The sequence below is a fragment of the Vannielia sp. SX4 genome (assembly GCF_052828525.1).
Map to the genome: position 1 here is coordinate 1883470 of NZ_CM128247.1, position 14739 is coordinate 1898208.

10 protein-coding genes are annotated in these 14739 nt (G+C 66.0%); 8 read left to right on the forward strand and 2 right to left on the reverse strand.

Going from position 1 to position 14739, the window contains the following annotated elements; all coding sequences use genetic code 11:
* Window positions 1–29 precede the first annotated feature (29 nt).
* The 8 genes from tssK to ACUXVX_RS09345 all read left to right on the forward strand — a co-directional run bounded on the left by tssK (window position 30) and on the right by ACUXVX_RS09345 (window position 12958).
* Complete coding sequence (tssK, locus tag ACUXVX_RS09310; protein ID WP_222469844.1) at window positions 30–1367, forward strand: type VI secretion system baseplate subunit TssK; 1338 nt, start codon at window positions 30–32, stop codon at window positions 1365–1367.
* The gene (icmH, locus tag ACUXVX_RS09315; RefSeq protein WP_446311304.1) at window positions 1368–3053 is read left to right on the forward strand and encodes a type IVB secretion system protein IcmH/DotU; all 1686 of its coding nucleotides are present in this window, start codon (window positions 1368–1370) and stop codon (window positions 3051–3053) included.
* Window positions 3054–3135: 82 nt separating this feature from the next.
* Complete coding sequence (gene tssM, locus ACUXVX_RS09320) at window positions 3136–6729, forward strand: type VI secretion system membrane subunit TssM (RefSeq protein WP_446311305.1); 3594 nt, start codon at window positions 3136–3138, stop codon at window positions 6727–6729.
* 21 nt (window positions 6730–6750) lie between these two features.
* Window positions 6751–8439, forward strand: coding sequence for a type VI secretion system-associated protein TagF (tagF, locus tag ACUXVX_RS09325; RefSeq protein ID WP_446311306.1), 1689 nt, complete (start codon window positions 6751–6753; stop codon window positions 8437–8439).
* A gap of 74 nt (window positions 8440–8513) precedes the next feature.
* Window positions 8514–9293, forward strand: a complete 780-nt coding sequence (locus ACUXVX_RS09330; protein WP_222469840.1) for a PP2C family protein-serine/threonine phosphatase — start codon at window positions 8514–8516, stop codon at window positions 9291–9293.
* Between the two features lie 6 nt (window positions 9294–9299).
* A complete protein-coding gene (locus tag ACUXVX_RS09335) occupies window positions 9300–11876 on the forward strand; it encodes a protein kinase domain-containing protein (RefSeq protein ID WP_446311307.1) in 2577 nt (858 codons plus the stop codon).
* 162 nt (window positions 11877–12038) lie between these two features.
* Complete coding sequence (gene aroQ / locus ACUXVX_RS09340; RefSeq protein WP_446311308.1) at window positions 12039–12476, forward strand: type II 3-dehydroquinate dehydratase; 438 nt, start codon at window positions 12039–12041, stop codon at window positions 12474–12476.
* A gap of 5 nt (window positions 12477–12481) precedes the next feature.
* Window positions 12482–12958 carry a GNAT family N-acetyltransferase gene (locus tag ACUXVX_RS09345; protein ID WP_446311309.1) on the forward strand — a complete coding sequence of 159 codons (477 nt, stop codon included), beginning with the start codon at window positions 12482–12484 and terminating at the stop codon, window positions 12956–12958.
* A 3-nt stretch (window positions 12959–12961) separates the two neighbouring features.
* Here the strand turns inward: ACUXVX_RS09345 and ACUXVX_RS09350 are convergent, their stop codons facing one another.
* Complete coding sequence (locus ACUXVX_RS09350; protein ID WP_446311310.1) at window positions 12962–14176, reverse strand: threonine ammonia-lyase; 1215 nt, start codon at window positions 14174–14176, stop codon at window positions 12962–12964.
* Window positions 14177–14260: 84 nt separating this feature from the next.
* The gene (locus ACUXVX_RS09355) at window positions 14261–14668 is read right to left on the reverse strand and encodes a RidA family protein (protein WP_446311311.1); all 408 of its coding nucleotides are present in this window, start codon (window positions 14666–14668) and stop codon (window positions 14261–14263) included.
* Window positions 14669–14739 lie beyond the last annotated feature (71 nt).

Genomic DNA, 14739 nt, shown 5'->3' on the forward strand with positions numbered 1-14739 from the left:
CGACCATTGGAATGCGCTGCGAGCCCTGAATGAGCTGGTTTTCTAAAGTTGCATGGAAAGAGGGGCTCTTCCTTCAGCCTCACCACTTCCAACAAAGCGACCGCTATTTTGAGAAATTGCTGGAGGCCCGCACCCGGCTGGCGTCGCCTTACCCCTGGGGCTTTTCCCAGATCGAGATTGATCGGGACGTGGCCCAGCAGATGAAGTTCGGCCTGCGGTCGGCGACCGGCATCTTTCCTGATGGCACCCCATTCGACATGCCTGGCACCAGCCAGCTGCCGCCGCCGATCGACATTCCGGAAGGCTCGGAAGGGCAGAGTGTTTGGCTGACGCTGCCGATGGTGCAGGTGAACGGCCGCGAGGTCGGCACCGAGGATGAGGCCAGCCGCTCGGCGCGCTACAAGCTCTCGGCGGAGACGGTGGCAGACAGCACCGCCTCGATGCGGCTGGAGCAGGATATCGAAGTGGCGCATCCGCGGGTCGAGTTCGACGTGCGCAAGACCGAGAAGCCCGGCTACAACTGCCTGCGCCTCGCCCGCGTGGTCGAAGTGCGCGACAAGACCGTGATCTTTGACGAAAAATTCGCGCCGCCGGTGCTGACCATCCATGCCCATCCGGTTGTGGCGGGCTGGATCGAGCGCGTGGTGGGCTGGGTCGAGACCAAGCTGGAGAGCCTTGCGCGCTATGCCTCTGACCCGTCCTCGGGCGGCGGGCTTCAGGCGACCGATTACTTCATGCTGCTGGTGCTCAACCGCGAGATCGGGTTGCTGCGGCATTACCGGAACAGCAAGTACATCCACCCCGAGGAGCTGTATCAGCTGTTCCTGCGGCTGGTGGGCGAGCTCTGGACGTTCGACGAGAAGCGCCTTGCCATCGAGTACCCGCCCTATGACCAGGACAATCTCGAAGAGATTTTCGAGCCGATCACCCGCGATATCCAGCGCTTGCTGAGCCGCGATGTGGGGCGCGCCGTGCGTCTCAACGTGGAAGAGCTGCGCCCCGGTTCGGGCAGCTTCATGGCCAAGGTCACCGACCGGAACCTGTTCCGCGATGCCTCCTTCGTGCTCGAAGTTGCGGCCGACAAGCCGCTCACCCAGATCCAGCAGCAGTTCCCCGCGCTCTGCAAGGTTGGACCGAACACCCAGATGAATGCTATCGTGAACAACAACCTGCCGGGTCTGGAGCTGGTGCACATGCCCACGCCGCCCCGGCAGATCCGCGCCGTCACGAGCCACGTCTACTTCAACATCGACAAGAACAACCCGATGTGGCGCGAGTTCTCGACGGCCCCGGCCATCGGCCTGCACTTTGCCGGTGACTGGCCCGATCTCAAGCTGGAGATCTGGGGCATTCAGGAGAACAGGTAGATGAGCGACGAGAAGGACTCTGGCAAGACCGTGATCCGCCCGATGCCGGGCGGCGCTTTCGGTGGCCAGAAGACCACCGGACCGGGCTCGCAGAAAACCGTGATCGGCGGCTCCATGCCCGCGCAGGGCGGATGGGGCGGCGCACCGGCCTCGCCTCCGCCGGGGCAGGGCGGTGGCTTTGGCGGACAGGACAGCGGCTTTGGCGGCGGCAATGACGGCGGCGCGGGTGGCGGCGATGTCTGGGGCGGCGGCGGTGGCGGCGCAGGCCCGAGCCAGGGTGGCGGTGGCGGGTTTGGCCCGCCTCCGGGGCAGGGCGGCGGATTTGGCGGCCCGAACGATCACCAGAACGCCGGCCAGTGGATGGGCGCCAAGCCGCAGCAGGAGGGCTTCTTCCCCGAGATGCGCAAGGACGAGCCGGTTCAGCGCGCACCGGTGAAGAAGATCAGCCTCGATGCGGCGCTCTCGGCCAAAACCTCCGGCATGTCGGCCGATGCCAACCCAATCGTTGCCTCGGCGGCCTCGCTGCTGGTGCTCTTCGGGCGGCTGCGCTCTCAGGTCGTGGACATGCACGCCGTGCCGCTGATGCAGCACGTGACCGAAGAGATCGAGGCATTCGAGGAGAAGATGCTCGAGCACGGCGTCGACCAGACGGATGCGCTGATTGCCAAATACTGCGTCTGCGGCACCGCCGACGATATCGTGCAAAACCTGCCTGGCACCGACCGGGGCGTTTGGCTGCAGTATTCGATGTCGGCGCGGTTCTTCAACAAGCGGACGGCGGGTGTTGGGTTCTTTCAGGAGGTCGACAAGGCGCTCCAGAACCCCATTCACAAGTATCACCTGCTGGAGCTGATGCTGATCTGCATGCAGCTGGGCTTTGAGGGCCAGTATCGCGCCATGCAGGGCGGCGATGTGAAGCTCGCCCAGATCAAACGCGGCGTCTATGAGGCGCTGCGGCGGGTGAAGTCGCGCGGTGATGACGATATCTCGCCGCGGTGGAAGGGGATCGAGCTGGCGGCACGGCGCAGCTTTACCAAGGTGCCGGTTTGGGCCTATGCGATCCTTGCCTCGGCCATCCTTGCGGGCGGTTACTTCGGGATGCGGCTCATGCTCACCTCGGAGGGCTACGAGCTGACCGAGAACATGCGCAACCTGCACCCGCGCGAGATGATCGAGCTGGTGCGCCGGGACCGGGTGGTGACCCCGCCGCCGCTGCCCCCCGCGCCGCCGGACACCAGCCAGTTTGACCGGCTGAAGGAGGCTTTTGCGGGCAACGATGCGATCACGGTTGAGATCAAGGGCGACTTCATCATCGTCAAGCTCGACAACTCGATCCTGTTCGACTCCGGCAAGGCGGATGTGAAGGAAGACTTCGTTCCGCTGGGCGAAGAGATCGCGCAGGTGCTGGAAGACGAGCCGGGGCCGATCCGCTTTATTGGCCACACCGACAGCGACAAGCTCTCGGGCCGTGGCAAGTACAAGAACAATTTTGAACTATCGGTTGCCCGCGCCAAGAGCGTGGCGGGTGTCATCACGCCGCTCCTGTCGAACGGCGACCGCGTCGAGGTGGACGGGCGCGGTGAGGACGAGCCGATTGCCTCCAACGACACGTCGGAGGGCAAGGCCCTGAACCGGCGGGTGGAGATCATGATTCAGCGCGAAGAGACGCTGGAACAACAGATTTGAGCGCGGGCGGCTCGGCCGCACGGCGCATCGGCGAGGGACGCCGGTTGAAATTCAAGCGCCCCCGGGGCGGAAGGAACGCGAGATGAAACGCTGGATCATCGGAACGCTGGTCGTCCTCTCTCTCATCCTGTGGTTCGTGGTGGTCTGGTTCGCCCTGCCGCTGGTCGGCTTTGGCGAGGCGACTCCGTTCGAGCCGGTCTGGGTGCGGGTGCTGATGATCGCCGTGGTCTGGCTCACGGTGGGCACGGTTTACCTGATCAAGTTCATCCGCCGCCGCCGTGCGGCCAAGAAGCTCGAAGAGGCGCTGACCGAGCAGGAGGTCACCGGCGACGGCGAGGTGCTTGGCGAGAAGATGACCGAGGCGATGGAGGTGCTCAAGAAGTCGAGCGGCTCCAAGTCCTTCCTCTACGATCTGCCGTGGTACATCATCATCGGCCCGCCCGGCTCGGGCAAGACGACGGCGCTGCTCAATTCGGGTGTGAAGTTTCCGCTGGCCGAGAAAGGCGAGGGCGCGGTGGCCGGGGTGGGCGGCACCCGCTACTGCGACTGGTGGTTCAGCGAAGAGGCGGTGCTGATCGACACCGCGGGCCGCTACACCACGCAGGACAGCGATGCTGAGGCCGATGGCAAGAGCTGGGCCAGCTTCCTGCAACTGCTCAAGGCGACCCGTGCCAACCAGCCGATCAACGGCGTGATGCTGGCGATTTCGCTGCAGGAGCTGATGACCGCGAGCCCGGGCGAGATCGAGACCCATGCCGAGATCATCCGCACCCGTCTGAACGAGATCAACGAGGAGCTGCGCGTGGATTTCCCGGTCTATGTGATGTTCACCAAGGCCGATCTGATCAGCGGGTTCATGGAGTTCTTCGGCTCCTTCAGCCAGTCGCGCCGTCAGAAGGTGTGGGGCCATACCTTCCAGACCGAAAGCAAGAAGGAGCAGACGGTCGAGCGGTTTGACGACGAGTACAAGGCGCTGGTGAACCGGCTTTCCGAGGAGGTCACCGACCGGCTTCAGGAAGAGCCTGACGGGATCAACCGGATCGCGATCTTCTCCTTCCCCGGTCAGGTGGCCATGCTGCGTGAGCGGCTGGGCGACTTCATGCGCGGGGTCTTTGGCCATACCCGCTACAAAGTGGCGGCCAACCTGCGTGGCTTCTACTTTACCTCCGGCACGCAAGAGGGCACCCCGATTGATCAGGTGCTGGGTGCGATGCAGCGCAACTTCGGCGGCATGGCGCAGGGCCAGATGTCTGGCAAGGCGAAGAGCTTCTTCCTGCACGACCTGCTGAAGAAGGTGATCTTTGCCGAGGCGGGCTGGGTCAGCACTGACAAGAGGGCGGTGCGCCGTGCCGCGATCTGGCGCTACTCGACGATCACGCTGATTGTGCTGGCGACCCTCGGGATGCTTGGCCTCTGGGGCCTGAGCTTTTACCAGAACCGCCAGCTGATCGACACGGCGGAGGCGGCGATCTCGGATTACGAGCTGGCGGCGCAGGACGAGATCAACACCGGGCGGGTGGAGGATATCGACCTGCTGCAGGTGCTGCCGCACCTCGAGATGCTGCGCAACATGCCGATGGGCTACGCCGACACCGCGACCGACACGCCGCTCAGCGAGCGCTTTGGCCTCAGCCAGCGCGGCTCTGTCCGCTCGGCGGCGAGCGTCACCTACCGGCAGGCGCTGGAGCGGATGTTCCGCTCGCGGCTGATCTTGCAACTGGAGCAGCAGCTTGAGGACTTCATCCGCACCGGTGAGGTGCTGGCGGTCTACAAGACGCTGAAGGTTTACAAGCTGCTGGGCAACCTCGCGCCGCAGAGCGACGACGAGCTGATCATCGGCTACTTCCGCGACGACTGGCGCCGCAACACCTATGCCGGCACCAACCCGGAGACCCGCGCCGCGCTGGAATCGCATCTGCTGGCGATGCTGGAACTGGACGCGGCGCAACAGCCCAGCTTCGAGCTGAACGGTGCGCTCATCGATCAGGGCGAGCGGCTGCTGGCGCGGATGAACGTGGAAGATCAAGCCTACAGCCTCATCCTCGCCACTGCCGAGTTTGCCGGGATCGAGCCGTTCTCGATTGCCAACCGGGCCGGGCGCGATGCCGATCTGGTGCTGGAGGGGGTCAATGGCGAGGCGCTGGACGAGTTGGTGATCTCGCCGCTCTTTACCTACGCGGGCTTTCACGAGTTCTTTCTGCCGCAGCTCAGCCAGATCGCAGACAACCTCACCAAGGATCAGTGGGTGATGGGTGAGTATGCCGCCGAAGCGCAGATCGAAGACCAGATCAAGGGCCTCGGTCCGGTGCTTCTGAAGCGCTACACCAACGACTGGATCGCCGAGTGGGACCGCGTGCTGGCCTCGGTCAAGCTGCGCCCGATGAGCGCCGACAAGCCCTCTTATCAGGCGCTGGCGGCGGCCTCTGCGCCGCGCACCTCGCCGATCCTGCTGCTGACCACCGAGATCATGGAGGAGACCAGCCTCACCGCCGAATACAACAAGGGCGCAGACGAGCCGCCCGCGGGCATGGACGGTGCCGCCGATGCGGCGCAGGACGTGGCCGGAGACTTCGGCTCGCGCGCTGCGGCAGTGTTCGTCAACCGCCAGTCCGGCCTTGCGCGCATCGGTCTCGACGTGGTGTTCCGCAAGAGCCAGGAGCGGGCGGGGACTACGGGCGGCGGCGGTGGCGGGCAGGTGCGCCTGCCGGGTGCCGAGATCGAGGCTTACTATGCCGACTGGCACGACCTCATGGTCGGTGACCCGCCGCAGCGCCGGATCGACTTTTTGATCCAGACGCTGGGCGACATGCAGCGCACGCTGATCACCGCCGTCGACTTCCCCGAGGTGGCCGACCGCGAGATGCCCGCCAAACTTGGCGCGCTGAAGCAGGCCAGCTCGCGGCTACCCAAGCCGATGGAGCGGATGATCCAGGAGGCGGTGGATGACTTCGAGGGCGATCAGGCGAACACCTCGGTGGCGCGCCTCAACGAGTTGCTGAACCAGCAGGTCACCCAGGTTTGCCAGGCGGTGATCGACAGCAAGTTCCCCTTCTCAAAGGCCTCGGCCCGCGATGTTGGCCTCGTGGATTTTGCCAAGCTCTTCGCGCCGCAGGGGGTGATGGACCGGTTCTTCCTCGAGAACCTGAGCCAATACGCCAACATCAACGGCACCAGCTGGACGTGGAAAGACAGCGGCCCGCTGGCCGGCAAGCTCTCGACCTCGACGCTCAAGCAGTTCGAGCGGGCGGCGGCGATCCGCGATGCCTTTTTCCCGACCGGCGGGGGCATTCCGCAGATCGACATGGAGATCGTGCCGACCTCGCTGCATGGGGCCGTGGAGACGGCGCAGCTCACGATCAACGGGCAGGTGGTGCTGACCCGGCGTAAGGGCAACACGCCCGCCAACGTGAGCTGGCCCGGCAGCCTCTCCGGCAGCAATGTGGAGCTGGTCTTCACGCCCGAGATGCGCGGTCGCAAGTCGAACATGAGCGAGGGCGGGAGCTGGGCTTTCGTGAAGTTCCTCAACGCCGGGCGGCCCAAGGTGTCGGGCAATGTGATCGCGGTGCGCTACACGATCGACGGGCGGCACATTGCCTACAAGATGACGCTGGCCACCGATGTGAACCCCTTCTTCATGTCCGAACTCACCGAGTTCAAATGCCCGACCGGGCTCTGACGGGAGGCTCCTGAGCACAGCATGCCTCTCGGTCTCTTCGGAAAACTGCCCGCCAAGGGCGACTTCATCACCCGGGCCATGCCGCCCGAGGTGCTGAGTTTCTGGGAAGGCTGGCTCGAAAAGGTCATGAGCGGGGCCAAGCACCATCTGGCGGGCGAATGGGGGCAGGCCTATGAGGCAAGCCCGGTCTGGCGGTTCTGGATTGGTCCAGGCGTGTTTGGGCATGCGATGGCGGGCGCGCTCACCGCGTCGGTCGACAGGGTGGGGCGGCAGTTTCCCCTGACGCTGGTGCTCTCGGGGATGGGGGCGCAGCATCCGGTGCCGCCGCTCTCGGACCCGATGGAAGACTGGTATGGCATGCTGGAGCGCGCGCTTCTGGCGGCCAAGTCGGCGCATTTCGATGGCGATGTGGACGGGTTTCTGGCCGCGCTGCCGGAGCCGAACGCCGCGCCCTGTGCCTTGGGCGAGGACCGGCGTAACGCCTTCTTTGCCTATGGTGAGCACGGGCTGGGCCAGATGCTGGCCGACGTGCGCGACCACGATCACCAGCTTGCTGCCTTCGAGCGGAGCTATTGGTGGACGGGGGGCAACGACTATGTCGGCCCCGGGATGATCGCGCTGGACGGGATGCCCGATGCGGCAGGCTTCATGGCGATGCTGCGGGGCTTCGGGCCGCCCGCGCGGGTGCAGCAGCCTGCCGCCCCGCCGCGCCCGGCCGCAGGGGCCGCCGCTGCCAGCGCAGGGGCTGCCGCCGCCGCCGCCCGCCCGCGTGAGACCACGGTGCCGCCGCGCGACTTGATCGGCGATGCCGAAGAGGCCGAAGCAGCCGCCGCATGGGGCGCGGAGGCCTCCCGCGAGGAGTTGGCATGGGCCACGCCCTCGGACGCGGTGGATGATGCCAGTTGGACTGATGCGATCACTGGTGACGAGGCAGAAAGCCCGTTTGATGCGCCGCGCGAGGATTGGGACTTTCCGGATGCGGGTTCGGCCAAGGATACGCCGCCCGAGCCTGAGCCGGAGGTTGCGCCGGAGCCGGAGCCGGAACCCGAGCCGGATGAAGATCTCTTCGATGCTGGCCCCGAGCCTTATGGCATCGGTGGCAGCGCGGCAGAGGGCGACATTTACGCCAGCCTGAGCGAGCCGGACGAAGAGGCGGAAGAAGCCGAGGCAGAGTCCGAACAAACGCCGACCATGCCGCCGTCGCTGCGCGGTGGCGCGGCAGAAGAGGCGCCGGAGGCTGAGAGCGAAGCCGAGGCGGATGCGCCCGCTGAGGCGCCCGGGGCTGGGGCGGTTGTGGATGTGTCGATGGTGGTCGACGAGGACTTCGACATCCCCGGCGACGAGGACGAGGGCGCGGAAGCGGTTGATGCACCTGCCGAGCGCGGCCCGGTGATCGACGTGTCGATGGTTGCGGAGGACGATTACGAGATCGAGGATGATCTCGCTCTGGAAGGGGAGCCGGAGGAGCCCGCCGAGGTACCATCGGACGACGCGCAGGCCACCGAGGATACCCCGGATGAGGCCGAGCCGGTGCTGGAGGCGCATGAGGAGGAGGCCGGCGGAGACGGGCCTGCTGCAGAGGAGGATCTGCCGGAAGGGGAGGACAGCCCTTTTGGTGGGCCGCCGGAAGACGGGGAAGACGGTGGTTTGGGGCAAAAGAAATCGGGCCTCAGGGGGTTCTTCTCCCTGCGCGGGCGCGGGAAGGATTGACCCTTGACCGCCCGTAACAGAAACTTGGCAAACGCCGCTACACGCGAGGGCCCCGGGGACAGGGCGTTGACGCTATGAATGCAAAGCAGTTCAGGTTCGAGACCGGGGAGATCAGCCATACCGGCTATGCCCGCGACCACAACGAGGACAACCTCTACACGTTTCCCGATGGGGGTATGTGGGTTGTGGCCGACGGGATGGGCGGGCACCACGGCGGCGATTTTGCCTCGGGTGCGATCGTTCAGCACCTCGCGACCGTGGGCCGCGCCACCTCTGCCCCCGATCTTCAGGCCCGCTTCGTGGAGCGGATCACCCGCGCCAACGGCCAGATCCAGCAACACGCGATGAGCCAGGGCGCGACCATCGGCTCGACTGTGGTGTCGCTGCTGGTGTTCGAACAGCATTTTGCCTGCGTCTGGTCGGGAGACAGCCGGGTTTACCTGATCCGCGACGGTCAGCTGACCCAGCTGAGCCGCGATCACACTGAGGCCAATGAGTTGCTCGACCGGGGCGCAATCACCCCCGAAGAGGCTGCGAACTGGCCGCGCAAGAATGTCATCACCCGCGCGATTGGCGTGCATCCCGATGTGCATCTGGATCACAAATACGGCACGCTCAGAAACCGCGACACCTTCATCCTGTGCTCCGACGGGCTGACCGCCCATGTGGAAGATCATGAAATCCTTGAAATTGCACGAAAGCATCAGCCGCAGAAAGCCTGTGACATGCTGCTCGACCTGACCTTGCAACGCGGCGCGACCGACAATACCACCGTTGTCGTGGTCCGTGCCTTTGACAAGACCGAGGTCACACCGATGACGGCGATCTTCGATCTGCCGCAAGAAGGGATCTAAGGCCCAATGGCCAGCGACGAGCAGGAAAACTCGAAGCCTGACAGTCAGAAGACTGTCATCAGCACGGCGGCTCCCACCGGCGTGGCGATTGGCACGCAGATCATGGGCACCTTCGAGATCACCGAGCACATTGCCACCGGCGGCATGGGCGAGGTGTATCGGGGCTTCAACATTCACACCGAGGAGCCGGTGGCGATCAAGATCGTGCTCGCCGCCCTCGCGCATGACGAGAAGATCCTGAGCCTCTTCCAGAAAGAGGCCACGGTGCTGGGCCGCCTGCACCATGATGCCATCGTTCGCTACATGCTCTTTACCGTCGATCCGGGCATCCAGCGTGCCTGTCTGGTGATGGAATTCGTCGAGGGCCGCTCCCTCGCCGATTACTACGCCGAAGAGGGCAAGATGCCCGTCGAGGACGTGAAGACGATGATGCGCCGGGTCGCCTCGGGCCTGCAAAAGGCGCATGACCTCGGCGTGGTTCACCGTGACCTCAGCCCCGACAACGTGGTCATTCAGGACGGGCTGATCAGCCATACCAAGATCATCGACTTCGGCATCGCCAAGTCGGCCAACTTCGGTGGCGGCACGCTGCTCGGCGGGCAGTTTGCGGGCAAGTACGGCTACGTCAGCCCCGAGCAGCTGGGACGATTCAAGGGCGTGATCGAGGGCACCTCCGACATCTACTCGCTGGCCCTCGTGGCAGCCGCCGCCTGCCGTGGCGAACCGATCGACATGGGCGACAGCCCGGCCGAGGCGGTGGAGCGGCGGATGGATGTGCCGGACCTTTCGGGCGTGCATGACGAGTTGCGCCCGCTGCTGGAGATGATGCTTTCGCCCGATCCGGCCAACCGGCCGGAAAGCATGGCGAAGGTGCTGGAGTACATCGACAACCCGGCCGCGCTGGCCGGGGGTGCCGCACCTTTGGGCGCGGTTCCGGGGCCGGGTGGCTCGGTGCCGCCGCAACACTCGGTGCCGCCGCAGTATTCACAGCCGCCGCAGAGCATTCCGCCGCAGCAGAGCATGCCGCCGGGCGGCGGGCCGACGGTGATCTCGCAGCCGCCGCAATACGCCTTTACCACCCCGCCGCAGCAGAGCATGCCACCGCAAAGCATGCCGCCGCAGGATGTGAACACCGACAGCCCCTTCCCGGGGTCGGTGCCGCCGCAGCGCACCGGCGTGGGCACCACGCTGCCGCCCGCCTCCACCGTGCCGCCGCCACAGCCCGCGGAGAAGAAGGGCAAGGGCGGCCTGATCGCAGCACTGCTCGCGCTCGTCATCGTTGGCGGCGGGGCAGGGGCCTATTTTGGCGGCTTCATTCCCGGCGTGAATCAGGGCGGAGGCGGGACCGGCACCGAGGGGACGGATGGCACCACCGGGACGGACGGGACCGATGGCACCACGACCACAGCCGGCGGCGATGGCACCACCACCACGGGCTGCGCGGGCACGGTGCGGTTCGATGACAGCGGCAACCCGATCGACGATTGCGACGACGGCACCGATGCGACTGATGGCGGTGACACGACCACCGCAGACGGGGGCGACACCACCACGTCGACCGATGGCGGAGATACGACAACGGCCGACGGGGGGGATACGACGACCGCCACCGATGGCGGCGATACCACCACGGACGAGGGCGACGCGACCACCGCCACCGATGGCGGGGATGACACCACCGATGGCGGCGACACCACGACCACAACGGATGGTGGCGACACCACGACCGATGGCGGTGATACGACCACCACGGCCGACAACACCACCGACACGGATGGCACGGACACCACCGATGGCGCCAACACCACCGCCCCGCCGGATCAACTGGCGGGCGGCGAGATCGGCCCGGTCGATGACAGCCTGAGCGCCACCGAAGGCACGGTGATTGCCAGAGAAGAGACGCCCACCACGCCGGGGCAGATCGACTTTGGCACCATCGGGCGAATGATCTCTTGGGTGAACAGCTATTCCACTCCGCTCTGCGTGCATGTCGGTATTCGCTCGGCGGTGCCTGATGAGTTCGAGATCGAAGGTTATGCCACCTCGGTCGATCCGCTCTATGAGCTGCTCACCGCCTTCCGCGAGGAGTTCGACACCGATCCCAAGATCGGCGCGCGGCTGGTGGATGACAGCCAGTGCTCGGTGGTGACCTTCGTGAAGAACATCACTCGCTCTGAGGCCCGCCCACCGGCGCTGAAGCTGGACCGGGATGTGCTGAAGGCGGGCGACCCGATCCGCGGGACCATCGACCTGATCGAAGGCCGCACCATCACGCTCTTCCTGATCGACAGCCGGGGCGGCGCCTATAACCTCACCTCGCGGCTGAAACCGCAGGAGGATGGCACCGCGACCTTCGCACTAGCGCTGCGCCCGCAGGGGGCGGATGACCGCGAGATCGTACCCTACCTGATGCTGGCCATCGCGACCGAGAACAAGATCGGCAGCGCCGACACGCAGGCAGGCACGCCGACAAGCAGCCTGATGCCGATCATCCAGGCCGAGATCCGTCAGCGTGGCACGGCGGAGCAGAATGCCGCTTCGGCTGCCCTCGGATACTTCCGCTTCGACGACGACGCACAATAGGGGGCGCCTGCGCGGCGCCTGTGCAGCGGTTGCTGTTCAACGGTGCGCCTGCGGCGCATTCCATGTTTTGCCGGGTGCTCCTTGGCGGGCGGCGCACGCCGCCACGAGGCTTGATCTTGCTGACGCGGGCAGGGAAAAGGGCGGGACGACGCGGAGGAACATATGGCAAAGCGCATCTACATCCTGAACGGCCCCAACCTGAACCTGCTGGGCAAGCGGCAGCCGGAGATCTACGGCCACGAGACCCTCGATGACGTGACCGAGGCCTGCCGCAAGGTGGCGGGCGAGGTGGAGATCCGCGCCGAGCAGAGCAACTACGAGGGTGGGCTGGTGGAGCTGATCCACGAGGCGCGGCAGGACGGGCTAGGCATTGTGCTGAACGCCGGGGCCTATACCCACACTTCTGTGGCGATCCTCGATGCGCTGAACACCTTTGAGGGCCCGGTGATGGAGGTGCATATCTCCAACGTCCACAAGCGCGAGAGCTTCCGGCACCACAGCTACATCTCGCTGCGGGCCGATGGCATCATCGTGGGCTGCGGCACGCAGGGCTACGAGCTGGCAGTGAGCCGCATCCTGCGGATGACCGGCGAGGGCTGAGGCGGGTGGCTGGAGAGTTCAAGGTTATCCCGGCGGGCGAGGCGGCGCGGCCCGTCATCGCCAACCTGCTCCAGCTCTATCTCTATGACATGGCGCCCTACTTCGGGGCCCGGCTCAATGCGGCGGGGCGCTTTGACCATGACATCCTCGAAGAGGGATGGGCGCACCCCTATCTCTTTACGCTGGATGGCGCGCCTGCGGGCTTTGCCCTGATCACCCGCCATTGCACTATCCGTGAGCGCAGCCCCTGCTGGTATGTCGCGGAGTTCGGCATTCTGCGGCCCCATCAGGGGCGCGGTCTCGGGCGGCGGGCGTTTCAGGCGCTGCTGGAGGCCAATCCGGGTGACTGGGAGGTGACGTGGTACGACGGCAATGGCCCCGCCAGCGCCTTCTGGCCACGGGTGATCCCGCAGGCTGGGCGCGAGGAGCACCGGTTGCAAGTGAACGGGATGGATTGGACCTCGGTCGCCTTTACCGTCTGAAGGCTAAACGGCCTCTGACCCGATCCGGAGCGCGAAGCCTGCCGCCTTCAGCGCGGCGGTGATCTCTTCCACATGGCCTGCGTCGCGCGCCTCGATCACCACCTCGAGTTCGGCCTGCTTGAGCGCCACCGATTGCATCATCCGCTGGTGGATCACCTCGACCACATTGGCGCCCGCCTCGCCGATGATGGCGGCGATCTGGGCGAGCTGGCCGGGGCGGTCATCGAGCTTGAAGATCAGCCGGGTGATGCGCCCATCGCGCACGAGGCCACGCAGGATGAGGGTGGAGAGCATGCGGCTGTCGATGTTGCCACCGCAGACGACGAGGCCGACTTGCTGGCCCTTGAAGCGCTCGGCGTTCTTCTTGATGACCGCAAGGCCAGCGCCTGCCGCGCCCTCGGCCACCAGCTTTTCGTGCGAGAGCAGATCGAAGACGGCATCCTCTATCTCGGCCTCGCTGGCGAGGTCGATCCGGTCGATGGTGCGGCGGATGATCTCGATGTTTGCCGGGGAGGGGGCGCGGACGGCGATTCCCTCGGCGAGGGTTGCGCCCAGGGTCTGGCCCGGGTGGCCCTCGACCGCCGCCTTGACCGCGTCGAAGGCCTCGGCCTGCGCGCCGACCACATGGACCTCGGGCTTGAGCGCCTTTGCCGCCGTGGCCATGCCCGCGATCAGCCCGCCGCCGCCCACGGGCACGACGATGGTATCGAGCTGCGGGTTCTGCTCCAGCATTTCCAGCGCCACGGTGCCCTGGCCCGCGGCGACCACGGGGTCATCGAACGGGTGGATGAAGGTCAGCCCGCGCTTGGCGGCCAGATCGAGGGTGAAGGCCACGCTTTCGTCAAACCCGGTGCCGTGCAGCACGACCTCTGCGCCGAAGTCGCCGGTGCGCTTGACCTTATTGAAGGGGGTGCCCTCGGGCATGACGATGACGGAGGGGATGCCGAGCCGGGTGGCGTGATAGGCCACGCCCTGCGCATGGTTGCCCGCCGAGCAGGCGATGACGCCCGCCGCGCGCTCGGCCTCGGTCAGCGTCAGCAGCTTGGCGAGCGCGCCGCGGGCCTTGAAGGCGTTGGTGTGCTGGAGGTTTTCCAGCTTCAGGTAGAGCTCCAGACCCAGCATCATCGAGAGCCGTGCGGCGCGCACCAGCGGGGTGCGCACCGTGTCGGGCGCAATGGCGGTGTGGGTCTGGCGGATGAGATCGGCGGTCAGGTCCATGGTCTGCGTGTCCTTCCGGGGGTGCGGGAGGGGTGGACCCGGCCTGCGCCAATGTCAACGCATCAGCGGCAGATCAGCCAAGCCTCAGTTTGGCAGACGCACCACCATCTCGATCTCAATTTTCAAGTCCGGCCCGGCCAGCGCAGCAACGCCGATACCGGTGATCGAGGGCGCTGCGCCCTGCAGCCATGCCAGCACGAGCGGAAAGCTCTCGCCCATCGCCGCCTCATCGAGGCCCACCACGTAGAGCCGCAGCATGGCGATATCGGCGGGGCTTGCACCAAGGTCGGCCAACGCAGCGGCGCAGTTGGCGAGGGCCGCCTCGGTCTGGGCCGCGAGGCCGTCCGGCACCGGCGCGCCGCCGGGCAGGGCGGCGACCTGGCCAGAGACGAAGGCCATGCGGCCCGGCTCCACCACCGAGATTTGAGAATAGCCCAAAGCGGTGCTGTCGGGCATGGCGGCGGGGTTCAGGCGGGTGATCGGGGCGGGCATGAGGCATCCTTTCGTTGCGTTACCCAAGCATTTGGATACGGCGGCGCCAAGCGCACCCTGCCTCCTGACAG

Bases quoted from the DNA above. Each gene is read 5' to 3' on its own strand.
- ACUXVX_RS09330 (WP_222469840.1), top strand. From the start codon at position 8,514: ATGAATGCAAAGCAGTTCAGGTTCGAGACCGGGGAGATCAGCCATACC.
- tagF (WP_446311306.1), top strand. From the start codon at position 6,751: ATGCCTCTCGGTCTCTTCGGAAAACTGCCCGCCAAGGGCGACTTCATC.
- tssK (WP_222469844.1), top strand. From the start codon at position 30: ATGAGCTGGTTTTCTAAAGTTGCATGGAAAGAGGGGCTCTTCCTTCAG.
- icmH (WP_446311304.1), top strand. From the start codon at position 1,368: ATGAGCGACGAGAAGGACTCTGGCAAGACCGTGATCCGCCCGATGCCG.
- tssM (WP_446311305.1), top strand. From the start codon at position 3,136: ATGAAACGCTGGATCATCGGAACGCTGGTCGTCCTCTCTCTCATCCTG.
- ACUXVX_RS09350 (WP_446311310.1), bottom strand. From the start codon at position 14,176: ATGGACCTGACCGCCGATCTCATCCGCCAGACCCACACCGCCATTGCG.
- ACUXVX_RS09335 (WP_446311307.1), top strand. From the start codon at position 9,300: ATGGCCAGCGACGAGCAGGAAAACTCGAAGCCTGACAGTCAGAAGACT.
- ACUXVX_RS09355 (WP_446311311.1), bottom strand. From the start codon at position 14,668: ATGCCCGCCCCGATCACCCGCCTGAACCCCGCCGCCATGCCCGACAGC.
- aroQ (WP_446311308.1), top strand. From the start codon at position 12,039: ATGGCAAAGCGCATCTACATCCTGAACGGCCCCAACCTGAACCTGCTG.